Source organism: Pantoea sp. EEL5 (assembly GCF_049892805.1).
GTDB lineage: Bacteria > Pseudomonadota > Gammaproteobacteria > Enterobacterales > Enterobacteriaceae > Pantoea > Pantoea ananatis.
The window spans coordinates 1,867,498-1,891,003 of record NZ_JBNDNJ010000001.1 but is presented as its reverse complement, the minus strand read 5'-3'; the positions used below and the strand labels follow the sequence as shown (position 1 = coordinate 1,891,003).

At 52.8% G+C, this 23,506-nt stretch carries 21 protein-coding genes, 1 tRNA gene and 2 pseudogenes; 14 read left to right on the top strand and 10 right to left on the bottom strand.

Annotated elements, in window-relative coordinates; all coding sequences use genetic code 11:
* Positions 1 to 77: 77 nt before the first annotated feature.
* On the bottom strand, positions 78 to 1,136 hold the full coding sequence (locus tag ACPXSQ_RS08995) for a LacI family DNA-binding transcriptional regulator (RefSeq protein ID WP_015699965.1): 1,059 nt from the start codon (positions 1,134 to 1,136) through the stop codon (positions 78 to 80).
* Between the two features lie 92 nt (positions 1,137 to 1,228).
* Positions 1,229 to 2,143, bottom strand: a complete 915-nt coding sequence (locus ACPXSQ_RS08990; protein ID WP_072136934.1) for a ketopantoate reductase family protein — start codon at positions 2,141 to 2,143, stop codon at positions 1,229 to 1,231.
* A 269-nt stretch (positions 2,144 to 2,412) separates the two neighbouring features.
* On the opposite strand from ACPXSQ_RS08990, the gene ACPXSQ_RS08985 reads away from it, so the two are divergent.
* From ACPXSQ_RS08985 to ACPXSQ_RS08965, 5 genes are all read left to right on the top strand, one after another.
* Entirely contained in the window at positions 2,413 to 3,435 is a 1,023-nt protein-coding gene (locus tag ACPXSQ_RS08985; RefSeq protein WP_019106503.1) for an LLM class flavin-dependent oxidoreductase, read from the top strand.
* Positions 3,436 to 3,915: 480 nt separating this feature from the next.
* Positions 3,916 to 4,398: an Hcp family type VI secretion system effector gene (locus tag ACPXSQ_RS08980; RefSeq protein ID WP_013026326.1), complete on the top strand. Its 483-nt coding sequence runs from the start codon at positions 3,916 to 3,918 to the stop codon at positions 4,396 to 4,398.
* 30 nt (positions 4,399 to 4,428) lie between these two features.
* A complete protein-coding gene (locus ACPXSQ_RS08975; protein ID WP_013026325.1) occupies positions 4,429 to 4,911 on the top strand; it encodes an Hcp family type VI secretion system effector in 483 nt (160 codons plus the stop codon).
* Positions 4,912 to 4,946: 35 nt separating this feature from the next.
* Positions 4,947 to 5,777 (top strand): hypothetical protein, encoded by an 831-nt coding sequence (locus ACPXSQ_RS08970; RefSeq protein ID WP_013026324.1) that lies wholly within the window; start codon positions 4,947 to 4,949, stop codon positions 5,775 to 5,777.
* Between the two features lie 302 nt (positions 5,778 to 6,079).
* Positions 6,080 to 6,301, top strand: coding sequence for a SymE family type I addiction module toxin (locus ACPXSQ_RS08965; protein WP_013026323.1), 222 nt, complete (start codon positions 6,080 to 6,082; stop codon positions 6,299 to 6,301).
* 219 nt (positions 6,302 to 6,520) lie between these two features.
* On the opposite strand, the gene aldA is transcribed toward ACPXSQ_RS08965, so the two are convergent.
* The gene (gene aldA / locus ACPXSQ_RS08960; RefSeq protein WP_015699969.1) at positions 6,521 to 7,954 is read right to left on the bottom strand and encodes an aldehyde dehydrogenase; all 1,434 of its coding nucleotides are present in this window, start codon (positions 7,952 to 7,954) and stop codon (positions 6,521 to 6,523) included.
* Positions 7,955 to 8,784: 830 nt separating this feature from the next.
* Between aldA and rhaT the strand changes: the two genes are divergently transcribed.
* Positions 8,785 to 9,819, top strand: a complete 1,035-nt coding sequence (gene rhaT, locus ACPXSQ_RS08955; RefSeq protein ID WP_014594040.1) for an L-rhamnose/proton symporter RhaT — start codon at positions 8,785 to 8,787, stop codon at positions 9,817 to 9,819.
* 36 nt (positions 9,820 to 9,855) lie between these two features.
* Here rhaT and rhaR read toward each other — a convergent pair whose 3' ends face one another.
* Complete coding sequence (gene rhaR / locus ACPXSQ_RS08950) at positions 9,856 to 10,722, bottom strand: HTH-type transcriptional activator RhaR (protein ID WP_072138868.1); 867 nt, start codon at positions 10,720 to 10,722, stop codon at positions 9,856 to 9,858.
* Positions 10,723 to 10,736: 14 nt separating this feature from the next.
* The gene (gene rhaS, locus ACPXSQ_RS08945) at positions 10,737 to 11,558 is read right to left on the bottom strand and encodes an HTH-type transcriptional activator RhaS (RefSeq protein WP_072138867.1); all 822 of its coding nucleotides are present in this window, start codon (positions 11,556 to 11,558) and stop codon (positions 10,737 to 10,739) included.
* Between the two features lie 288 nt (positions 11,559 to 11,846).
* On the opposite strand from rhaS, the gene rhaB reads away from it, so the two are divergent.
* The 6 genes and pseudogenes from rhaB (at position 11,847) to ACPXSQ_RS08915 (ending at position 16,666) form a co-directional block, all read left to right on the top strand.
* Positions 11,847 to 13,328, top strand: coding sequence for a rhamnulokinase (gene rhaB, locus ACPXSQ_RS08940; RefSeq protein WP_128391964.1), 1,482 nt, complete (start codon positions 11,847 to 11,849; stop codon positions 13,326 to 13,328).
* Positions 13,312 to 14,568, top strand: coding sequence for an L-rhamnose isomerase (locus ACPXSQ_RS08935; protein ID WP_105076819.1), 1,257 nt, complete (start codon positions 13,312 to 13,314; stop codon positions 14,566 to 14,568). The genes rhaB and ACPXSQ_RS08935 overlap by 17 nt, the downstream gene beginning before the upstream one ends.
* A gap of 10 nt (positions 14,569 to 14,578) precedes the next feature.
* On the top strand, positions 14,579 to 15,421 hold the full coding sequence (gene rhaD, locus ACPXSQ_RS08930; protein ID WP_015699976.1) for a rhamnulose-1-phosphate aldolase: 843 nt from the start codon (positions 14,579 to 14,581) through the stop codon (positions 15,419 to 15,421).
* Positions 15,411 to 15,725 carry an L-rhamnose mutarotase gene (gene rhaM, locus ACPXSQ_RS08925; RefSeq protein ID WP_015699977.1) on the top strand — a complete coding sequence of 105 codons (315 nt, stop codon included), beginning with the start codon at positions 15,411 to 15,413 and terminating at the stop codon, positions 15,723 to 15,725. Before rhaD ends, rhaM begins: the two co-directional genes overlap by 11 nt.
* 283 nt (positions 15,726 to 16,008) lie before the next feature.
* Positions 16,009 to 16,349: pseudogene (locus ACPXSQ_RS08920) on the top strand (type II toxin-antitoxin system RelE/ParE family toxin); the annotation flags it as partial.
* Positions 16,350 to 16,364: 15 nt separating this feature from the next.
* Positions 16,365 to 16,666: pseudogene (locus tag ACPXSQ_RS08915) on the top strand (helix-turn-helix domain-containing protein).
* A 522-nt stretch (positions 16,667 to 17,188) separates the two neighbouring features.
* Here the strand turns inward: ACPXSQ_RS08915 and ACPXSQ_RS08910 are convergent.
* Positions 17,189 to 17,264: transfer RNA gene (locus tag ACPXSQ_RS08910), tRNA-Asn, on the bottom strand.
* A gap of 320 nt (positions 17,265 to 17,584) precedes the next feature.
* Here ACPXSQ_RS08910 and ACPXSQ_RS08905 point away from each other — a divergent pair.
* The gene (locus tag ACPXSQ_RS08905) at positions 17,585 to 18,706 is read left to right on the top strand and encodes a Gfo/Idh/MocA family protein (protein WP_275269218.1); all 1,122 of its coding nucleotides are present in this window, start codon (positions 17,585 to 17,587) and stop codon (positions 18,704 to 18,706) included.
* Between the two features lie 79 nt (positions 18,707 to 18,785).
* On the opposite strand, the gene ACPXSQ_RS08900 is transcribed toward ACPXSQ_RS08905, so the two are convergent.
* From ACPXSQ_RS08900 to ACPXSQ_RS08885, 4 genes are all read right to left on the bottom strand, one after another.
* Entirely contained in the window at positions 18,786 to 19,613 is an 828-nt protein-coding gene (locus tag ACPXSQ_RS08900; RefSeq protein ID WP_116584595.1) for a glycosyltransferase family 8 protein, read from the bottom strand.
* A gap of 1 nt (position 19,614) precedes the next feature.
* Positions 19,615 to 21,012 (bottom strand): D-arabinono-1,4-lactone oxidase, encoded by a 1,398-nt coding sequence (locus tag ACPXSQ_RS08895; protein ID WP_426143447.1) that lies wholly within the window; start codon positions 21,010 to 21,012, stop codon positions 19,615 to 19,617.
* 73 nt (positions 21,013 to 21,085) lie between these two features.
* Positions 21,086 to 21,724: a TetR family transcriptional regulator gene (locus tag ACPXSQ_RS08890; protein ID WP_426143445.1), complete on the bottom strand. Its 639-nt coding sequence runs from the start codon at positions 21,722 to 21,724 to the stop codon at positions 21,086 to 21,088.
* Positions 21,725 to 21,893: 169 nt separating this feature from the next.
* Positions 21,894 to 22,520 (bottom strand): LysE family translocator, encoded by a 627-nt coding sequence (locus ACPXSQ_RS08885; protein WP_015699983.1) that lies wholly within the window; start codon positions 22,518 to 22,520, stop codon positions 21,894 to 21,896.
* Between the two features lie 281 nt (positions 22,521 to 22,801).
* Here ACPXSQ_RS08885 and ACPXSQ_RS08880 point away from each other — a divergent pair, with 281 nt between their 5' ends.
* On the top strand, positions 22,802 to 23,272 hold the full coding sequence (locus tag ACPXSQ_RS08880; protein WP_041458004.1) for an Lrp/AsnC family transcriptional regulator: 471 nt from the start codon (positions 22,802 to 22,804) through the stop codon (positions 23,270 to 23,272).
* Positions 23,273 to 23,506: the final 234 nt, after the last annotated feature.

Genomic DNA, 23,506 nt, shown 5'->3' with positions numbered 1-23,506 from the left:
TTCGCTGCGGATAACCTGCCCGCGCAACCTTCAGGTTGGGCGGGCTTTTTTTATGGCTGAGAGACGTCGGTGAAGACTTAGCGGGTCAGCCTACGTGCAATCTGCTGGAGTTGACGCGCCAGATCCGATAAGTCCAGGTTTTGGCTGGCGGGCGCTGCGGTGGTTTCTCTGATCACCAGCATCGGCTCCAGGGTACGTGACGCCACCGCTTCACCCCGCAGTTCGGCCAGCACCTGATCCACGCTGTGGGTGCCGAGCTGCTGAAGATCCTGGCGAATGGTGGTCAGTGGCGGCTGGTACCAGGCGCTTTCTGCCGTGTCATCGTAGCCGACAAGAGAAATATCGCCCGGAATCGCCACGCCGTGCTGATGTAGCGCCCGCATCGCGCCCAGCGCCATCTCATCATTCGCCACTAAAAGCGCCTGGGGCAGGGCATTCGGGAGTTGCGCCAGCATCGCCTGATAGCCGGATTTGGCGCTCCAGTCGCCGCGCAGGACGCAGCAGGGAGATAACTGATGCTCTGCCAGCGCCTGACGCCAGACCGCTTCGCGCTGACGAGCCGACACTGAGCGCACCGGGCCATTCAGCAGGCCAATTTGCCGGTGCCCGAGCGCAATCAGATGTGCAACGGCGGCACGCGCCCCTTGTTCGTTTGAATACTGGCAATGAGATACGAGAGCATGGGGATCGGCATCCAGAAACAGCACCGGCTTTTTACCGCACATCACGCGGATTTTTTCCGCCTCGGCCGCCTCTAACGGCATATTGATCAGCACCGCATCCACGCGCTGGGCCATCAGTTCATTCACTGTCGCTTCCGCATTATCCTCACTGTCCATCGCGATCACCAGGTGATAACCGGCGCTGGCGGCGCGCTGCTGAATGGCCGAAGCAATCTGCGCCGGGGCCATCAGGGCCAGGTTACTGGTTGCAAGGCCTAAGGTTCGGGTCGCTTTTCCCGCCAGCTGCTGTGCGACCCGATTGGGCACATAGTTAAGCTGCTGCATCGCCGCTTCAACTTTTTCACGGGTGCGGGGGGAAACCTGCTCAGAGCGGTTAAGCACGCGAGAAACCGTTTGATAGGAAACGCCAGCCAGTTGGGCAACATCATCAAGGGTCACAGAGCGGGACGTCATTATTCCTCCAAAAGATGAGGCAGCGAGTGTAACAAAATTCCGTTACTCGCGCGCCCTGCGACGGCGCGGCTGCTTTCCCATCACATCCGTGTTTAACGGTTCTGTTGATAGATTTGCAGGTTAACATTTACCGCATTCAACAGTGGCACAGTCATACCATGACGACTGGCTCGTAGCAGCAGGTCGCCAATGATCGTATCGGCTTCAATAGCAAAACCCTGGGTCAAATCACGATACATGGAGGAGGTCATAGGCGTCGACGGGTCGTTCAGCAATTCATAAATTTTTGCGGTAACGGCAGGGCGGGGCTGATAGCCCTCCGCGCAGATAACCTGAAGCACCTCACTGTAAATGCCCTGAAGCAGCATCTCGCCACCGGCCTGGGTCAGTATCTGTTGCGTATTCCCCCGCGCCAGACAACACACCGCGCCGAGCGTGCTTAACAGCAGCCATTTTTCCCATAACTCACCGATAATATTGTCGGAAAAAAACGTTTCCACGGCACTACCACGTAGCGCGGCATCGACCTGCTGCAGTCGGTCATCGTTGTTGCCATCCAGTGCGCCGTAATAGATCTGGTGTAAGGGCGTCAACTGCACCACATGGCCTTTATCGTTCAACGTGGCGTTGATTTTGCACAAGCCACCGATCACGCGATCGGCACCGAAGTGGGTGAGCAAGGTGTCAATATGCCGCATGCCATTCAGAATCGGCATGATCAGGGTTTGTGGCCCAACAGCCGGCTGGATGTCGTGAATCGCCTGCGCCAGGCCGGTACTTTTAACCGTTAAGATGATTAAGTCGTAATGCGCGTCAAGCCTGGCGGCGGTGACCAACTGGGGTTCAAGCGTTTCCTGCCCTGAGCGGGTTTGCAACACCAGGCCGGTTTGTTGTAACTGATTAAAACGGCCTTCACGGACCAGGAAGGTCACATTCTGCCCGGCCTGTATCAGCCGTGCGCCAAAATAGCCGCCGGTTGCCCCCGCACCTACAATCAAAATACGCATCCCTTCTTCCTCCATTGAACGCATCTGCCCAGATGCAGGGCAGTGATTTACGTTATGCGTTAAAACCCAATCTGCCCGCAAGCATTATTACAATCTGCACCCACACAGAATAGTGCACTGACCGCAGTCAGGTCAGCGCAAGCTATGTCAAAATTCTTGAATGTAGCGCTTAAGGATATTCACTATCCGTCACGGCGCGGCTGGCGTAACCTTATTTCATTGAGGTTTATCACGCGAAAGCATTGTTCTTTCGTCAGGAGACGTAACAGATGAAAAAGATTGGTTTTCTCTCATTCGGCCACTGGACGCCATCATCGCAGTCCGCCACGCGTTCTGCTCAGGACGTGTTGCTGCAGTCTATAGATTTAGCGGTAGCGGCAGAAGAACTCGGGGCCGATGGTGCCTATTTCCGTGTGCATCACTTCGCCCGCCAACTTAGCTCGCCGTTTCCACTGCTGGCAGCGGTCGGCGCTCGCACCAAAAAAATTGAAATAGGTACTGGCGTTATCGATATGCGCTATGAAAATCCGCTCTATATGGTGGAGGATGCCAGCGCTGCCGATCTGATTTCCAACGGTCGCCTGCAGTTGGGCCTGAGCCGCGGCTCGCCAGAGCAGGTGATTGAGGGCTGGCGCTATTTTGGTTATGCGCCGCAGGAAGGCGAGACGGATGCGGACATGGGCCGTCGCCACACAGAAGTTTTCCTGGATGCGCTGCGTGGCGAAGGTTTTGCCAAACCGAATCCACAGCCGATGTTCCCGAATCCACCGGGCCTGCTGCGTCTTGAGCCGCTGTCTGAAGGCCTGCGCGATCGCATCTGGTGGGGTTCGGGCTCCAACGCCACGTCAGTATGGGCGGCGAAGATGGGCATGAACCTGCAAAGCTCGACGCTCAAAGATGATGAAACCGGCGAGCCGTTCCACATCCAGCAGGCAAAACAGATCCGCGCCTACCGTGAAGCATGGGAAGCGGCGGGGCACTCGCGTAAGCCACGGGTTTCCGTCAGTCGCAGCATTTTTGCGCTGGTGAACGATATGGATCGGGCTTACTTTGGCCGCAGTGGACAGGATCAGGATTCAGTCGGTTTTCTGGATGAGAAAACCCGCGCCATCTTTGGTCGCAGCTATGCCGCCGAGCCGGAAAAACTGATCAAACTGTTGGCAGAGGATGAGGCGATTGCCGAAGCGGATACACTGCTGCTCACTGTACCGAATCAGTTGGGCGTGGACTACAACGCACACGTCATTGAATCGATTCTGAAGTACGTGGCGCCGGAGCTGGGCTGGCGTTAAGCCTGCTTGATCTTGCCAGATTAATAACCCCACACAGTCCTCGCTGCGTGGGGTTTTTACTAAAATAATAATGCCTCTTCTACTGTAATATTTCTCACATTCCCCGCCGATAATATTGCTGGCCAGTGCAGCGAGATGTTTAGCGTTATTAACCTCTGAAACTATCAGCCGCTGAAAACATCAGCTTTCAGATTTATCTCAATAATACATTGTTAGTTGTAAATTAATTGACATGAAGTTGTGTTAATTTTATTAATGTATAAAGACCTTCAAGGTTAACTGTATTCTGGTTACCTGACATATTCATATTTACTGAGAAAATTCTCAGGCGTTACTATTTCTGTTAGCACGATGCAACAGCATTGATATGCTGCTGCCTGTTTCTTAATGCAAATGGCTCTAAATTCTGTCTGAACCTGCCGAATATAACGGATTGCAACACCCGTTTCATCATTATCACAGCGTAATCGGAAAAAATTAATGGCGATTGATATTTATTTGAAAGTTGAAGGGACTACTGGAGAATCACAGGACAGCAATCATAAAGGATGGACCGACGTGCTCTCATTTAACTGGGGGGCTTCGCAACCCGGTAATATGGCGGTAGGTGGCGGTGGCGGCTCAGGAAAAGTGAATTTCAACGATCTGCGTGTTAAAGCGTTAATCGACAAATCCACTGCTGCCATTCTTAAATACTGCTCCAGCGGAAAGCATGTTTCAAAGGTAGAACTGTCGGTTTGCAAAGCCGGTGGCAACCAAATTGAGTACACGAAGATTGTGCTGGAAGATGTACTGGTTACGGCAACGGATTTTAACGGAGTAGGGCAAGGTGACACCATTGTGGTGGACTACGCCTTTCAGGCATCCAAAGTGTCTACCAGCTACTGGGAACAAAGTGCCAGCGGTACCAAAGGGGCGGAAAGCAAAGCTGGTTGGGATATTAAACAAAATAAAGAGAGCTGAGTTAATCCGCCCTTAAAATAAAGGTGAAAAATGGCTATTGATATCTTTTTGAAAATAGATGGAATTGAAGGTGAGTCGCAAAATGCAAACCATAAAAAATGGATAGATGTTCTGTCATTTAACTGGGGCGCGCAGCAACCAGGTAATATGTCCGTTGGCGGTGGTGGCGGTGCGGGAAAAGTGAATTATCGCGATTTAAGCGTTGAGGCATTGATCGATAAGGCCACACCGGCGTTAGTGAAATATTGTGCAAGTGGTAAACATCTGCCAAAAATTCAGCTGTCTGTTTGCAAGGCAGGCGGGCAGGAAGTGGAATATACTCGCATCACGCTTGAAGATGTGCTGGTTACGCAGACTGACTTTACCGGCATTGGTCACGCGTCCACGCTGGGTATGCAGTATTCCTTTCAAGCCAGCAAGGTTGCGCTGGAATACTGGGAACAGGCTTCTCAGGGAACGAAAGCCGCTTCTGTGCAGATGGGTTGGGATATCAAGCAAAATAAAGAAAGCTAATCAAAGGAACTGTTACATCTTAAAAAGAGGTTATTATGGCATTTCCAGGCATACATGTGATTGAGGGACTCACGACGAATCCCAGTTTAAATTCTGATACTTCAGGCAGCTTTTTACCCTCTGAAATTCTCAAAGAATCATTGATTCTGATGAGTTCGCTTGAGCCGATGGAAATTGCCAGTCTTTCTAAAAGAGAAACCAGTGTTATTGCCAGTGCGTTGAACGATTATAAAAATAACAGTAACAGTCGTTTTAAAAATCCTCCCACAGAGCAGGCTACAGGGCGGCGGCCGAATGGTGAGATAAAGCATATTAACAATCGCATACTCGGCATTCCTGTACAGCATTATAATACCACTTCAATGGGAGCCGTTGCGTTAAGTTCAGCCACCTTATTGGCAATCTTTTGGACCTCAACTGCAGGTTTATTTAGCATCGTTGGACGAAGTATCGTCCCTGCTGTGGCGAGTCTTGGCGGAATTGGTTTATCGTACCATTCAAATAACCGCACCCTGTCAATTAATCAATTAGCTGCGCATTTGAAAAATCTGGCAGACAATTTTAACAGCGCGCATGATGCGCTCGTTGCTTTTTCTCAGAAGGCAAAGTTGAAAAAACATAATTTTAAACCCTCCAAAGACACAGAGCCGACTTTTGCAGGGGAGGTCATATCTAAAAACCCTATTCCAGCAGCACACCGTGAAAGAATGTCGTATATTTTAAATCAATTTACTTTTACAGAGTATCAGCGCGTCGAGCTCATTGGTGATAGTGCGAATTTTGTGAAGCTGTTTTTTAATCAGAATGAGCAATTGACTTTAACAAAGATTGAATATGGCTACCTGACTGCGATGGATATTCCCTAATTCCGCGCCCGTCAATCTAAACCTCCAGATGGTGCATTTTAACGCTTCGGCAACCCGGATGAATGATCCTTGATAAAAGGGGCATAAGTCAAATTGTGCGAGCCGGGTTCCAGCACCTGGCTTGTTATCATCTACTTTAGGCGCTATGTTTTATCTGCTTTGTAAAAGCAGATAACGGGACGCTAAAAACGCTACTGGCCAGACAGCCAGCATAAATTTTTAACAGATATGCTTTTAATTTTTTACAGCCATGGCTGGCGCATTGTGTAAATACACCATCATCAAATAAGGGAGATTATTCAATGTCTGTTACCACGCTTAATCTTGTTCAGAAACCGTCTTCCGCGATTTCAAAAACTCAGCGCCGGTACAAAGTCGGCTACGTACCTAATTTTGGCGACACCAGCACGCCTGCGCTGAATATCAGCGGCAAATGGTTGCGTGAAGCCGGATTTGATACCGGCACGCGGGTCTCGGCAGAAATTAGCGAAGGATGCATTGTGCTGCGGGTCGATAAGTCATAAAACGGAAAGGTGTGATTGATTGCTCACTTCTCAAAGGCAGCGTTGCGGGTTGCCCCTTGAATTCAGGTCAGGTGAGCATAAAACCGCCTGGCCTACTTTATTGGCAGAACAAGCAGATAACGCGGTTTCCTTCACCGCGTGAATTCAGTTGCCAATAAGGAAATGCCATCCGTTTAACCTCCTCAGGGTGCGACCCGGCAGGGCCGCAAACCGCCGTCGTTAACACTGCAAATACACAACATGCGTTTGCAGATATTCCTCGAGCCCATGGCGACCATCAGCACCGCCGATGCCCGACTTGCGCCAGCCGGCATGGAATCCCTGCATGGCTTCAAAATTCTCGCGGTTAACGTAGGTTTCACCAAACTTCAGCTGACGCAGGGCGGTCATCGTGGTGGTCAGGTTCTGAGTGTAGATTGAGGAAGTCAGGCCGTACTCACAGTCATTGGCCAGTGCGATAGCTTCTTCGAGCGTTTTAAAGGTCATTACAGGAAGCACCGGGCCAAAAATTTCCTCACGCATAATCTCCATCTTTTGGCGTACGCCGGTAATAATCGTGGGCTCGAAGTAAAAGCCCTCGCGACCCGCCCGTTTACCGCCCAATACAACCCTGCCGCCTTCTTCTACTGCCCTGGCAACTTTTTGCTCAACCCGCGCCAGCGCGGCGGCGGTGATCAGTGGCCCCATATCGATATCGTTTTTTTCAGCCGGATTGCCAAACGTCACGTGTTGCATCGCCTCTGTCAGTGCGCTGATAAAGCGGTCATAAATCCCTTCCTGTACATAAACCCGCTCTGCGCAGTTGCAGACCTGACCTGTATTAATGACGCGTGAGCTGACAATGGCCTTTACTGCCAGATCGAGGTCGGCATCATCCATTACAATGGCCGGCGCTTTACCCCCCAGCTCCAGAGAGACTTTGGTAACGTTTTTTGCTGCCGCTTCCATGGCGGCAATCCCGGCATTAACGCTGCCCGTCAGGCTTACCAACCCCACTTTTTCGTTGCCAGCCAGCTCCTGACCGATCTCAGGGCCGTAGCCGTAAACAACATTGAACACACCTTTTGGCAGGCCGATATCCGCAACGATCTGTGCAAACAGGGCCGCGTTATTGGGCGTCAACTCACTCGGTTTTATCGCAATCGTATTGCCGGTAATCAGTGCCGGCGCCGCTTTACGCGCAATCAAAAAAAACGGGAAGTTCCACGGTAAGATGCCGGTAGTAACGCCAATCGCTTTTTTAAAGACGAAAATATTTTCATTAGGACGATCGCTGTTCACAATCTCACCTTCGTAGCGTCGCGCCCATTCGGACATGTAGTCCAGGTAATCAGCAGTAAAAAGCACTTCGGTTTTTGCCAGCCCCTGGGTTTTACCGCCTTCTGCCACGATAGTGGCGCTGAGTTCGGGTTCACGCTGACGAATGGCTGTGGCAATTTTACGCAGCCAGCTGCCGCGCTCCACGGCCGGTAAGGCTTCCCAGCCCGGCTGCGCGGCATCGGCAGCGGCGATAGCGTCTGCGGCGTCCTGACGCGTGCCTTGAGGAATGCGTGACAGTAGCGCTTCGGTAGCAGGATTAATCACTTCAATCCACTTATCGCTGTGATTAGGCACAAAAACACCATTAATGAAATGTTGATGATGTGTTGTCATATGCAGGGCTCCGCTTTTAACTCGTTAACGTTATGTGAAAACAGAGTGAAACAGATTACGACGATACACCTTTTTATCTTTGCCAAAGCCACACTGCAGATGGCAGGGAAGGGAAGAAAGACACGACGAAGCCAGCATTTCCACGGCGTGTTTTGTTATCTGAGCGGTCAGCGTCTTATAAAAAGGGTCGACGGGCTGGAACCCTGTATTCGCCAGCAAATGCCGGAACGCCTGGGATGGCGATAAGCCCGTGCCTGCCCGCGCAGTCAATGACGAAGCGGTAGGCTTTTGACGGGAGGCATCCCCGGCCAATTGTCCTTTCGGTTTGCCCTGCCACGCAAACGTCTCATTGCGTGACTGCAGTTAATAACATGCGCAGCGACTACTGCGCTGAATCGTAGAGTGCTTATCCAACATCATGCGATCTCCCGCTGATCACAGTATCCCCACTAGCCTTGATTCATATCACAAACCTTTTCTGCCGACCGTTTTCCCTCTTCGTCCGCCAAACCATCTTTGCAGCGAACCCGCAGCTCAACTTTATCTCATTGCCACGTTAATAAGCGTGCTGGCAGTAAGATTAAAACTGTGCCGATCAACACAACAAACAACAAAAATATCTCGAATAATAAGCGGTTTAGGTAAAACGTCCGGTTACTGTCCTTAAATGTGAATTTGTGATCTTTATGTTGAAAATTCACCGGATTTTGCCAGCGACCTGTGTTTTCCGGCAGCCATTCAAAGGCTGAGTGAAAGCAGCTCCCTCTAGACTGCTGCTTATCAGGAAACGTCGGTTTCCTGTTTGGCCTCAACCTTGCGAAGGAATAACAATGAACAGTGCCATTATTGCCGGTATTTTCTGGCATCTGGTGGGTGCCGCCAGTGCCGCATGTTTTTATGCGCCGTTTAAACAGGTCAAAAAATGGTCATGGGAAACCATGTGGGCAGTAGGTGGCTTGATGTCGTGGCTGATTTTGCCATGGGCAGTCAGTGCCGTACTGCTGCCGAATTTCTGGGCGTACTACAGTAGTTTCAGTCTGTCACAGCTGCTACCTGTGTTTTTGTTTGGTGCAATGTGGGGCATCGGCAATATTAACTACGGCCTGACCATGCGCTATCTCGGCATGTCGTTAGGCATCGGTATTGCTATCGGCATTACGTTAGTCGTCGGGACACTCATGACGCCGTTGCTGCAGGGCCGTTTTGTCGCGCTCTTTAGCTCGGCTGGTGGCCGTATGACGCTGCTTGGCGTTCTGGTCGCGCTGATTGGCGTGGCAATTGTATCGCGAGCAGGTTTGCTGAAAGAGCGCGCGCTGGGCATTAACGCCGAAGAATTCAATCTGAAGAAAGGGCTGATACTGGCGGTTATCTGCGGTATTTTCTCGGCCGGCATGTCCTTCGCTATGGATGCCGCAAAGCCGATGCATGTTGCGGCAGCTAATCTGGGTATTAATCCGCTGTACGTGGCGCTACCCAGCTATGTGGTGATTATGGGCGGTGGTGCGCTGATTAACCTGGCGTACTGCTTTATCCGCCTGGCGGTTAAGCCGGAGCTCTCCCTCCGCCGGGACTTCTCCGTGGCAAAACCGCTGTTAATTGCCAATATCGCTTTCGCTATTCTTGGCGGCACCATGTGGTATCTGCAGTTCTTTTTCTATGCATGGGGCCATGCCAAAATTCCACCGCAATATGACTTTGTCAGTTGGATGCTGCACATGAGTCTGTATGTGCTGTGTGGTGGTCTGGTCGGACTGATGCTGAAAGAGTGGAAATCTGTCGGGCGTCGTCCGGTTAGCGTCCTGTCGATTGGCTGCATAGTCATTATCATCGCTGCCAATATTGTCGGGCTTGGCATGGCTGCCTGACTCCGCAGAGATAAAAGCCTGATGCGTTAACGCGTATCAGGCTTTTGCGTTATCAGTTAGCGTGGCGCATTGCGGTACAAAACGTTGCCGCCAGGCACTGGGCGTCATGCCGGTTTCACGCGTAAACACCACCGAAAAATAGTTACTGTCATCAAAGCCGCAGCGTGAAGCAATCTCGCTGATTAAACTTTCCTGGGTGCGCAGTAAGTATTTTGCCTGACAGAGTTGAAGCTGACGCAAATAGTGGCCAATTGTCATGCCGGTTTGCTGGCGAAACAGCTGTTTAAGCGCTCGCTCGCTGAGTTGGTGCTGCTCGCAAAAGTGGGCGAGGTCAAACGGACGGCTGATATCGGCCAGCAGCGACGACATCAGCAGATCAAGCTGTTCGCCTTCCGGTAGCGCCCAGGAACGATCGGCCGCGTAACCGTGGCGGCGCAGAATCAGCGCCAGCTGTAAAAACAAGGCTTCAGAAAGCTGAATGGACAAGGGATCGTTTTTGCGGCTTTCCCGCTCCAGTTGGCTGATGACGCCACGCGCCAGCGCCATACCGTGGGTGGTTAATCGCCAACCGGACTGAGCATTCTCTTCCTGAGGCGGTATAAGCTGGCTCCAGTCAAGATCGAGCCGAAAGCGATCGCGGCAATAAAGAATGTTGTCGAGCGCCAGGTCATGAACGCTGTCATAGCTATGGCAGTCGCTGTCGTGAATATAAAACACATCGCCGCAGGTAATCAGCCAGGGGCGATCGTTGAGGATGTGCAGCCCGTTGCCGCGCCAGACAATCACAATCTCGCTAAACCTGTGTTGATGAGGCGGGAAAGAGGGTTGTGGCATACGTTCGGCCACTGCGATGGGCAGGTTTCTGGCTGGAAAGTAGTCTTCGCGCGACAGAATTAGCGACATATTAAAAGCTCCAGTTACCACATCTGTTGACGCTCCATGCGGGGCGCGTAGCCAAATTCACGCCGGAACAGCGTGGAGAAGTGGTTGCTGTCACCAAATCCACACTGATAGGCGATGTCCGTTATACGCATATCGCTGTGGCGTAGCAGATGACGCGCCTGCAATAAACGCAGCCGATTCAAATAACGCTGTGGCGTACTGCCTGTCTGCTGCTTCACCTGGCGGTGCAGCGTACGCAGCGACAGTGAGAAGCTGTCGGCCAGCGCCTCCCATACGATCTCTTCACTGTAATGCTCATTCAGCCAGTCAAGCAATCGGTGCAGTCTGGCTTCCTGGTCCTGCGCGTTGTCATTGCGAGCGGCCTCACGTAGCAACACCAGCATTTGCAGAAAGAGTTGCTCCTGATGTGCCTGACGTTCCAGTGACCACAGAGGTTGCTGCTTCATCTGTGTCACCAACTGCAAAGCGTGCCCCATCACTTTTTGATTAATGCGCCAGTGCGACGCGTACCGGCCGTCCTCTTCACGCGGCAATAGTGCCTGCAGCCCGGAAAGAAAGCGGAACGCTCCCGGGCTTCGGTACAGCACATTGGTCAGGCAAAGGTTGTCGGTTTTTTCATACAGATGGCGATCGTGGTCGCGTACAAAGCACACGCAACCGGCACTCAACGCCTGCGGCTGACCATTAAACACATGAATACCTGATCCCTGTTCAACCAGCACAATTTCATGGAAATCATGATGATGCTCTGGAAAAGCCTGCTGTGGCACGCGTGGCTCGATGGCAATGGCGTAATTTCCGGCGGGAAAGAAATCCGCGCTATGCAGAACGGTCATGGCTTGCTCTCCGTTAACAATGTTGCAACTGAGTCTACGCAGGCGCTGCGGACATCACCTTGAATTTTGAACGGGGCGGCGCAAGAAAATGGCGAATTATTTAAGATCGCCTAAGTGATTGATAGAAATGCGGCAAAGCTCACAACTCTATCGTCACGCGGTTCTGTGAGCTGTCTCACGAACACCTTTGCAAACCTGCCAGCGAAGATCCTCTGCTGGCACTGCGCCTAAGGTGGCAGGCCTGCAGGCTTTTTATTCTGTAGCCATGTCATTTCAGGAAAACATGCCATGAATATGCGTAACATCGTTGCCATTGATTTAGGCGCATCCAGCGGGCGCGTCATGCTTGCGCAGTGGACGTCGGACAGCCAGAAAATCGCCCTGCGTGAAGTCCGTCGTTTCGCGAATCAGCGGGTTCAGCGCGGCGGCTATGACTGCTGGGATCTGGATCGTCTGGAGCAGGACATTCGCGCCGGACTGCAGCAACTGGATGATGAAGGCATCGTGCCGGACAGCATGGGTATTGATACCTGGGGCGTTGATTTGGTACTGCTGGATGCAGACGGACATCGCGTTGGCGAAGCCGTGAGCTACCGTGACAAACGCACCGAGGGCCTGATGGCCCAGGCGATTGACGATCTCGGCCAGCAGGCGATATACCAGCGCACCGGCATTCAGTTTCTGCCATTTAACACCTTATATCAGCTGCGCGCGCTACATCTGCAGCAGCCGGACTGGCAGTCGCAGGTGAAACATGCGCTGATGATTCCGGACTATCTACACTATCGTCTCACCGGCGAAATGAACTGGGAATACACCAACGCCACCACCACGCAGTTACTGAATATTCAAAGTGGTGAGTGGGATCGTGACTTGCTGGACTGGGCTGGCGTCGACTCCGCCTGGTTCGGCACACCGCATGCACCGGGCAATAACGTGGGTTACTGGGCCAGCGCCAGCGGCAAGCGGATCCCGGTGATTGCCGTAGCCACGCACGATACGGCCAGCGCGGTGCTGGCCACGCCACTGATGCACGACGATGCAGCCTATCTCAGTTCAGGTACCTGGTCGTTAATGGGGATTGAAAGTCTCCAACCCTATGTGAATGCGACTGCTTTACAGGCCAACATAACCAATGAAGGCGGCGCGGAAGGTTACCGGGTGCTGAAAAACATTATGGGGCTGTGGCTTTTACAGCGCGTCTGTAGCGAACTGAACATCCGCGACTTGCCCCTGCTTATTGCGGATGCCGCAAAACAGCCAGCCTGCCGCTCGCTCATTGATCCTAACCACCCTCGCTTTATTAACCCAGACAACATGGTGCAGGCAATCCAACATGCCTGTGCTGAACAGGCGATGCCGATACCGCACACTGCGGCCGAACTGGCACGCACCCTCTTTGACAGTCTGGCGCTCTTATATCGTCAGACAATGCTGGAACTCGGCCAGCTACGCGGCACACCGCTACGGCAGCTGCATATCGTGGGCGGCGGTAGCCAGAATCCTTTACTCAACCAGCTGTGTGCCGATGCCTGTCAACTGCCGGTGATTGCCGGTCCGGTAGAAGCCTCCACGCTGGGAAATGTGGGTTGCCAGCTCATCGCGCTAGGTGAACTGCGTGACGTCGCGGATTTGCGCCGCTGCATCAGCCGTAATTTCCCGTCAGACATCTTTGAACCGCTCGACAACAGCGCGTTTGCGGCCCATCAGGCGCGCTTCACCGCGCTGCTCCAACCTGCTAAGGAACTTGCATATGACAAAGCTGATTGAACAGGCCTTTGACCTGGCGAAACAACGTTATGCTGAGAATGGCGTTGATGTGGACCTTGTGATGGCGCAACTGGATGAGATCCCGGTCTCGATGCACTGTTGGCAGGGTGATGACGTGCGCGGTTTTGAAAATCCCAACGGGCAACTCACCGGCGGTATTCAGGCCACCGGCAACTATCCGGGACGGGCACGCAACGCCGACGAATTGCGCGCCGACATTGAAAAAGCCATATCGCTGATTCCGGGCGCCTTACGTCTGAATCTGCACGCGATCTATCTTGAAAGCAGCCAACCCGTTGAGCGCGATGCCATCGAGCCGAAACACTTCAGCAACTGGGTAGCGTGGGCAAAAAGCAACAGGCTGGGGCTGGATTTCAATCCAACCTGCTTTTCACATGCAAAGAGTGCCGATGGCTTTACGCTGTCGCACGCCGATTCAGGTATTCGCCAGTTTTGGATCGACCACTGTAAAGCCAGTCGCCATATTTCGGCTTACTTTGGTGAACAGCTCGGTACGCCTTCCGTGATGAACATTTGGGTGCCGGATGGCATGAAAGATCTCACCATCGACCGCTTTGCGCCGCGCCAGCGCCTTGCCAGCGCGCTTGACGCGATCATCAGTGAGCAACTCAACCCGCAACACCATATTGATGCTGTGGAAAGCAAACTATTCGGGATTGGTGCGGAAAGCTACACCGTGGGTTCCAACGAATTCTGCCTTGGCTACGCCAGCAGCCGGCAGATTGCGTTGACGCTGGACGCCGGGCATTTCCACCCGACTGAAGTGATCTCCGACAAAATCTCTACCGCGATGCTGTACGTGCCGCGCCTGCTGCTGCATGTGAGCCGTCCGGTACGTTGGGACAGCGATCATGTAGTGCTGCTCGATGATGAAACCCAGGCGATTGCCCATGAGATCGCCCGCCAGAAACTCTTCGATAAGGTGCATATCGGCCTCGACTTTTTTGATGCCTCAATCAACCGCATTGCCGCCTGGGTCATTGGTACGCGTAACGCCAAAAAAGCGTTGCTGCGGGCGCTGCTGGAGCCCAGCGATCGGCTGCGTAGGCTGGAGAGTGAAGGGGATTTCACCGCACGGTTGGCCCTGCTGGAAGAGCAAAAGTCGCTGCCGTGGCAGGCGGTGTGGGAAGCATGGTGCCTGCGCCATGACGTTCCTGCCGATGCCAGCTGGCTGAGCGACGTCCATCATTACGAACAACATACTTTGCGTCAACGTTAAGGGATAAACCATGCAAAACATTCTGACATCCTGGTTCGTACAGGGGATGGTAAAAGCCACCAGCGATATGTGGTTGAAAGGCTGGGATGAGCGTAACGGCGGTAACGTTAGCCTGCGCCTGCTTCCCGAAGAAGTGCAGGACTTCGCTAGCGACTTTTATGCCGAACCGCGCTGCATTGAACTGAGTAAACCGGCTCCGGGGTTAGCTAACGACTGGTTTTTAGTGACCGGGTCCGGCAAGTTTTTTCGTAACGTGCAGCTCGACCCGGCAGACAGTCTGGTGCTGCTGCAGGTGGATGACCAGGGTTTGTCGTATAAAATTCACTGGGGACTAAGCAACGGTGGGCTGCCGACCTCTGAACTGGCGGCGCATTTCCAGTCGCACAGCGTACGCAAGCAGGTGACTCAGGGAAGCGATCGGGTGATTATGCACTGCCATGCTACCCACTTTATGGCGCTGAGCTACGTTGTAAATCTGGATTCGGCACGCTTTACGCGCCTGCTTTGGGAAGGCAGCACAGAGTGTCTGGTGGTGTTCCCGGACGGGGTGGGCATTTTGCCATGGATGGTGCCGGGCACTGACGGTATTGGTCAGGCAACGGCCGATGAGATGGCGATCCACAGCCTGGTCATGTGGCCCTTCCACGGCATCTTTGGCGCGGGTCCTAATCTTGATGAGACCTTTGGTCTGATCGACACCGCTGAAAAATCATCGGAGGTTGTCGTAAAAGCCCTATCTATGGGCGGTATTCGTCAGAGCATCACCACCGCGCAGCTGATCGCGCTGGGTGAACGCTTTAACGTTAAACCCTGGCAGGCAGCACTGGATGCGGAGCGCAGCGATGTTACGTAAAGCTTTTGTCATGCAGGTGCATGCTCACTGCCACGATGAATACCTGCGTCGCCATTCACCCATCTGGCCGGAACTGGAACAGACGCTAAAAGCGCATGGCGCCCATCACTATGCTATCTGGCTGGATGCCGATCGTAACCTGCTGTTCGCCAGCGTTGAAATTGAATCAGAAGCCCGCTGGCTCGCGGTGGCGCAAACCGAGGTTTGCCAGCGCTGGTGGGCATCGATGAAAGATTTAATGCCGTCTAATGCGGATAACAGCCCGATAAGTGCAGAGCTTAAACCGATGTTTTTTCTGCCTTAGGGAGCTGATGGACAGAACGACACAATCCCGAACCGCGCATAACCAAACCCGCTAGCCATGGCGCGCTAGCCAAATGGCAAGAAACATAAAGCCCGCTCGGGTTTCCCTGAGCGGGTTTATTGATACAGATCGTAAAACGCTGAATGTCCTCGTAGCCATTCACTGAAACAACCGAATGCGCTTTCAGCTTTGCAGCAATACCGCATGAACCCCTCATTCCTTCGCGCCATACTTCTCTTTATCGCTTTACACCTATATAGCATTTAACCTATATCCCGGGGTTGTGTGGCCGATTAAAACAACGGATACGTTTGACTGCTGGTTTACCTCGCTTAGCGATATCGACAGGGCTGACATGCTTGCAGCATTGTTGGTCCTGCGGGAGAAGGGGCCGGGTTTGTCCAGACCTTATGCCGATACGCTCAAAGGCTCCCGCTATAGCAACATGAAAGAACGACGTATCCAGAGCCGGGGCGATCCTTTACGGGCATTTTTGCCTTTGAGCCGGCCCGAACCGGCATTGTGCTTTGTGCTGGAAATAAGGTCGGCAATGAAAAACGTTTTTACGACGCGATGCTCCCGCTTGCTGACCGGGAATTTACGAACTGGCTTAACGCATTAAAAATAAGGAGTAACGCGATGGGCAGAACGCTGGAACAGCTTATTGCGGATGAAAAAAATGACGTCGTGGATGAAGCTCAGGCGATGGCGACGGACATCCTGCTCAATATTCACCTTGCCGAACTGCGTGAGAAAGTACAAAAACGCAGGTAGAAATGGCGCAGGTGCTGGGCATCAAACAACCTACCGTTGCAGGAATGGAAAAACCGGGGCGCGACCTGAAGCTGTCTACGCTCAAACGCTATGTTGAAGCGACTGGCGGCAAGCTTCGCCTTGATGTTGAACTGCCGGATGGTTCTCACTACGGTTTTGTGCTTTAAACCCGCAGGGCCGTTCAACGTAGCCAGCCGATCGTTTATTAGGGTTTTGCACGATGCCTGCGCGACGGCCTCAACGCATTTACCGCTCGCGCGGCGACGCTTTCAGCCAGGTGTTGCTGCGCGAGACAGCTGTTCTTTGTCAGTCGTTAACGGATAAACTCGCGCTGCTGGCGGGCATCGGAAACAAAGTAAAACCTGCGGACGGGTACTCGCACAATATAGGGCTCTTTTCGGATGAGGCGATAGTTGAATACCAAAGACGTGAATCACCTGAATGAACAAGCAGAGACGGACCATAAGAATCGGTCAGTTCAGGGGTTTTGCAAGACGTGATACGACGGATTTTCAGGGCTGACAGGGTGCAGGTTTGTCATGCCATTATCGAAATGAAATAAAAGGAATCGTACAACGCATTTCGCCGGACGCGTAGGGTAGGTCGATACGCGTCGGGGAAGATTTTCACGCTAACTTACGGCAACCTGGCTGAGCAGGTACGTTTCAGTAGGCCTGAAAACAGGAAGATGGCTCCTCTGACTGGACTCGAACCAGTGACATACGGATTAACAGTCCGCCGTTCTACCGACTGAACTACAGAGGAATCGTTTGAACGGGGCGCATATTATCGACGTCCCGCAGGCTTGTCAAAGCTCTTTTTCACAAAACTGTCTAATTGCTGAAATACTCGCCAACTCCCGCGTTTTAACCGTTTCGCTTAGCGTACTGACGCAATCGAATAGCTGTAATTTTGCACCTTTTATTCAGTAAACAGAATCTCCGTTTCATTTTTATAAAGCTTTGCACGACATTCCCTCACGAATGTTCTTTATGTTCGTCACATTTATTTCATTTTTAATTTGAAATACTCATAAATGGAATTTAAATTTCATTTAATCCTTTCTCTGTCAGCCCGGAGTTAAAATGAACAAAGTCAGAATCGGCATGATCGGTAGCGGCTATATCGGTCGTTGCCACGCGATTGCCTATGCCCAGGCACCCGCGGTGTTTGCGTTAAAAGGGGAGATCGTGCGTGAAATGCTGGCAGAGGTTAATCCCGAACTGGCCGCAAAGCAGGCCGCCACCTTTGGTTTTTCCCGCTCTACGGGCAACTGGCGCGAGCTGGTGAGCGACCCGAATATTGATGTTGTGGACATCTGCGCGCCCAATTTCCTGCATAAAGAGATGGCGCTGGCCGCCATTGCTAACGGCAAACACGTGTATTCCGAGAAGCCGTTATCCCTGACGGTGGCCGATGCGCGGGAAATGGTTGAAGCGGCCAATAGAGCAGGGATTAAAACCCTGGTGGGCTTCAACTATATGAAGAATCCGACCAGTCAGCTGGCAAAAGAGATCATCGCGCGCGGTGAAATCGGCGAGGTGGTGCACTTTTACGGCACGCACAACGAAGACTACCTGGCAAAGCCGGAAACGCCACTCGACTGGCACTGTCAGAAAGCGCTGGCCGGGTTAGGTGCGCTGGGCGATCTGGCGGCGCACATCGTCAATATGGCGCACTACCTGGTGGGCAATATTGCGGAAGTCAGTGGGGATATGATGACGGTGATTACCACCCGTCCTGACCCAAAGGATCTCAGCCGTCAGTTGCCGGTTGAAAATGAAGATCAGGCCAGCGCCTTGCTGCGCTTTCACAACGGTGCGCACGGTGTGATTGAAACCTCGCGTATCGCCTGTGGGGCTAAAATGGGATTGACCTATGTCGTGACCGGCACCAAAGGCACGCTACGTTACACTCAGGAGCGCATGGCCGAGTTGGAACTGTATATCCATGATGAACCGGCGGGGCGGCAGGGCTTCAAAACCCTGCTGACCGGGCCTGCGCATCCGGACTATGCTAACTTCTGCGTCTCTGCAGGTCATGGTATTGGCTTTAACGATCAGAAAACGGTAGAAATTCGCGATCTCATTAATGGCATTGCCGCTGGCGACTCTATGTGGCCTGATTTTGCAGAAGGATTGCAGGTGCAGAAGGTGCTTGAGGCCATCGCGCTGTCGGCGGCAGAAAGGCGCTGGATGGCGGTATAGCCTTTTAGTGACATTATACAAAACCAGTCCATGATCCGGATGTGGCCCCGGGCTTAATGCCGGGGCCGCTTGATGCTGATCAGGCAGAGACTTTATCCCACCACAGTTTATCCATCGCATAATAGCGATCACGCTGACTAACAGGCTGAGACAGATCGCGCTGCCACGGCTTATCCAGAATGTAATGCAGGTTCTTCACCTCTTCACATTCCCACAGCTTATCGTGCTGGAAACGCAGCGTTTTTAGGGCATTGTAGACATAGGAGAGCGGCAGCCACTGACCTTTAAAAGCCTCGTTCAGCAAATCCTGCTCTGAAAAGGCGTACTGGCTCAGGTCCTCTATAGCGGCAATGCGCGCTTCAAGTTTTTCAAAAACGGCGTTATCAGGCTCCAGCACCAGAAAGCCGCCGTTGAGGTAATAATCTACATGTGCGGGCGGCGACTCCTCACGTTCCTGCCAGGTGTAGTGGCAGAACTCGGGCTGCCAGCTGTCTGGATAGGCCTCGATCTGATTCGGATTGCAGCGGCAGGCGTGGCAGGCGGCCAGCGCATGGCCACCCAGATCCAGCGAGAACAGCTCATCCATGTTCTGAAGTACCAGCATATCGGCATCCAGAAAGACCACCCGCTGATAGTCGGTTAACTGCCAGGCGCGCAGTTTGGTCCAGACTTCACCAAAACGTTCAGATGCATACTGCGGGTTCAAATCGCTGTGCGGATAAAGCCCCTCCACATGGTGGATTACGCAGCCTTCCTCTTCCAGGATCGCGCAGTCTTGCTCATCAATGGCAGCGGTTGTCATCACGACCAGGGGCCAACGCGTTTGGCTTTGAGTGAGTGAACGGTGCAGCGCTTTTACGCCGACCAGATAATCCGGTTGCGTCAGTAAGGTTACCCAGGCAAACATATCATCCCTTATCGAATTGATTAAACAGTGCAGCGGTGTAGTCGTTGCTCAGACGGCCTTGCGGATCGAACTGCTCACGCAGAGCACGGAAGGACGCCCAGTGCGGGTAGAGATCCTGCCAGCGGTACAGCGAGGCGTCGTAGTACTTGCCCCAGTGAGGGCGACCGCCTTCTTCTGCCAGCAGCTTCTCCACCTCACTTAAAAAGTGCAGGCCCGCTTCAGAAAGGGAGCCGTCGTCGGCGTAATACACCACAAAGCCAAAGAAGCAGGTGGGCTGGTCAAAGGCCGGGCTGAGCCATGCCGATGACGCACCTGTACAACGCAGGATGATGGGATAGTGCATATGCGGGCGATTGTCGGCGTACCAGCGTTTAATCTTGCTAATGACTGCTGGCGTTTTTTCCAGCGGCACACCAATTTCGACGTTGATCTGCGGCACGGCGATACCGCGACAGAACAGCTGATAGATGTCGCCTGTCACATCGGTAAAATCCCGAAAGCGCGTTACGGTACGGAACTGTTTGCCGCCCTTGCCGTGAATCTGCGTGTCGCGATGCATGTGTTCCAGCGTCTGATCGATCGTGTCGTTGAGGCTGTCGTCGCCTTCATCGGCATGTTCCACCACCTCACGATCGTTCTGCGCATAATGGTGGATCTCCTCCTCGCTGGCCTGATGTGCATTCCAGACGTGGATAAAATTGTCATCCACAAACCACCAGGCTTTGCTGAGTTCGTATTCATCATTCCAGCGCAGCAAATCACTTTCCAGGCTGTCCGCCGACACCGCATTTTTATGGCAGGTGAAAATACGAAACGGCTGCGTGCGCAGGGTCACTTCGGTCACAATACCCAGCACGCCCAGCGACACCAGTGCGGCAGGAAAATCTGCATCGCCACGTGACAGCTCACGGACCGAGCCGTCGCTCAGCACCATGCGAATGTGCTCAGCCTCATCGGCAATGGAACTCTGGTGCAGGCCCTGACCGTGAGTGCCGGTAGCCATCGCGCCAGCCAGCGTCTGAACCGAAATCACGCCGGGTGAGGAGGCGAGCATACGATCCATTTCCGTTAAGGTACTGTAGATTTGTTCCAGCGGGGTCGCGCCGGCGAACGTGACGCTGTGTGCATCACTGCGGATCAGGCCGGACAGTGCACTCAGATCCAGCAGCAAATCATCGGGGTGCACGGCCAGCATTCTGCCTGGGGAGTAGGTTTTACCGGTTACGCGCACTTTGCCGCTTGACTCACGCAGTAACTGCCGGAGTGCGGCCTCGTCAGCAGGGCGTTTAACCTGCTGCTGCGCACCAATCTGTGCGTTTTGCGCCCAGTTCCATACTGCATCATCTTGTGGATCAAGGTGGGTCTGGCGAAGCGGATAAAGGTTGGCGTCTTTGCTCAAACTGCTTTCCTTACTTAAGTGATATTAAGAATACCCCTTAAGCATAGACTATCGCTTTCAACGCCCTGTGAGCCTACTGCTGCCGACAGATATAACGCAGCGTGGCCGTCACCGCTAACTGGCGATTGCGGCTGATAATATCCTCTTCACTTTTGTCCGGACTGAACAGCGTATTAAACGTGAACCGGTTAGAAACCTGATGTACGCAGATACTACTGATAAGGCGATGTACATCCAGCGTGTCCAGCGGCTGAATAAACAGCCCCTGCTGCTGACCGCGCGTCAGGATGTCATCCAGCAGATCCAGCGCGCTGCGGTTAAGCTGGCTCAGCCGCACGGATTGTGAGATGTAGCGTCCGCGAGAGAGGTTCTCCATGCAGATCAGCCGAATAAAATCAGGATGCGAAACGTGATAATCGAAGCTGGCCTCAACCAGTTTTGTAATGGCCTTTCCGGGTTCCATTGCCGCCAGATTCAGGCCGGTTTCATGTTCCCTGATCTGCTGATAAACCTGCTCGAGCACATCAATATAGAGCTGCTCTTTATTGCCAAAGTGGTAGACCACCATGCGTTTCGTCGTCTGAGCACTCTCGGCGATTTGCTCCAGCCGGGCGCCCTGCATGCCGAACTCAGCAAAGATTTTGAGTGCGCCAGCCAGAATGCGTTTTTTAAGCCCTTCAGGATCGTTTTTGCGTTTTGTCGTGTCCGTCATAGTGCTCAGTGGGTTGCCAGGTAACGAGAAGGTAAGGGGGCGATATTACCACAGCGTAACCATGCGGGTGGGGATACAGGAGTAAAATCCCCTTTAAGCAGGATGAATAAGCCTGTTCTGAAGCCCCGTTATCCACAAGGCGGCCGTCACCTACCTGTTATTTCGCTGGTTACAGCGTTTTAACAATCATACCCATGGCGGCCAGCAGCATCATCACGCCCACGACCCGGTACATGATCCGCAGCGAGCGCGGGCGGGTCAGAAACACGCGGACTTTAACCGCCGCCAAAATAAACATCGCGCCCACGGCCAGTAATACGGCAGCGGTAACGGGAACCAGTACGGCGCCCCAGAATTTCAGTGAAATTGCCTCCAGGGAAATAACGAGCGGCAGTATTGCCAGATAAAAGGCAATCGTTTTGGGGTTGCCCAGCGTAATACTCAGCCCCGACAGCCAGGCGGAGACCAGTTGCTGACGGGTAACCTTCTGGTCAATGCTGATAGCACGGGGTTGATAAGACCAGAACTGCCAGGCCAGATAGCCCAAATAAAGCGCCGCCGCCCAGTTAATCAACGTAAAGAGCGCGGTGTAGGTCTTGGCCACAATGCCCAGACCAAATACGGCCAGGGTTAAATAAAACACATCGCCCATTATCACGCCGATAAGCGCAGCAAAGCCCGCCAGGGAACCCCCATTGATGCTACGCGCGACGATCGTCGTCATCCCGGGGCCCGGAATCGCGGCCGCCAGTCCCAGCGCCAAAATATAAGGCAGTAATTCAGTTTGAAGCGACATGATGTTTCCTTCATTCAATAGGGATAAGAACGTTGTTTACAGGCGTGATTGCGTTAACAGAGCGTGCATTCTGAAAAGAATGCGATGCCGCTTGCTCATCCCGCTTCTGAGCATAAGAACCTGCTCTGTGCCGTTTAATGCCATTCCTCTGCTGCGCAATACAGCCTGATTAAAGTATGCCTGAGCTGGGCAGAAATACGTTGTCTGAATCTCGCTTCTGTGCCGTAATTATGGCAATAATTTGCCTGTAAAATAGGTTAAAAAGAAAGGATATAACTGATATGCCGCTTGATAAGACAGAGGTGAAAATTTTAAGCATCTTGCAGGATGATGCCCGGATGACCAATCAGGAGCTTGCCGATAAGATCGGTATGTCTGCCTCGCCCTGCTGGCGCAAAGTCCGCAAACTGGAAGAGCAGGGCGTGATAAAGGGCTATCGGGCAGTGCTGGACCGTAAGAAAACCGGCTCGGGCGTTATGGTTTTTATTCGGGTGGTCATTGACTGCCACAGCGAAGCTGAAGCGGAAAAGTTTGAGCAGCAGGTGACCGCGCTAGAGGATGTTGTGGCCTGCTACAGCATTGGGGGCGACGCCGACTTTCTCTTACAGGTGGTAGCGAGCGATCTTGACTCTTACGCCGAGTTTGCCATGTCGGTGGTGCGCAGGCTGCCGCGCATTAAAGAGATGCAAAGTATGTTTGTTTTGAAAGAGATTAAACCGCTGACATCTTTCCCCGTTAAAAATCTGGGTTGAAACGCCTGACTCATCTCTGGCCGAGGATAATATATTGGGTCACGATGGTCGTGTCGTTGACGTTCTTTTTCATCCGGCTCGCAGGCGGGACGAGCAAACCGATGCCGCAATTTCGCGTAATTTTACCTGCATATTTCGCTTTTGTATTTGTAAACGGCTGGTTAACTATGGCTGCCAGTAATAAATAATGCTAATAGGTATGGGAGAGGAGTGTGCTTACTCATCCCTGTCTGT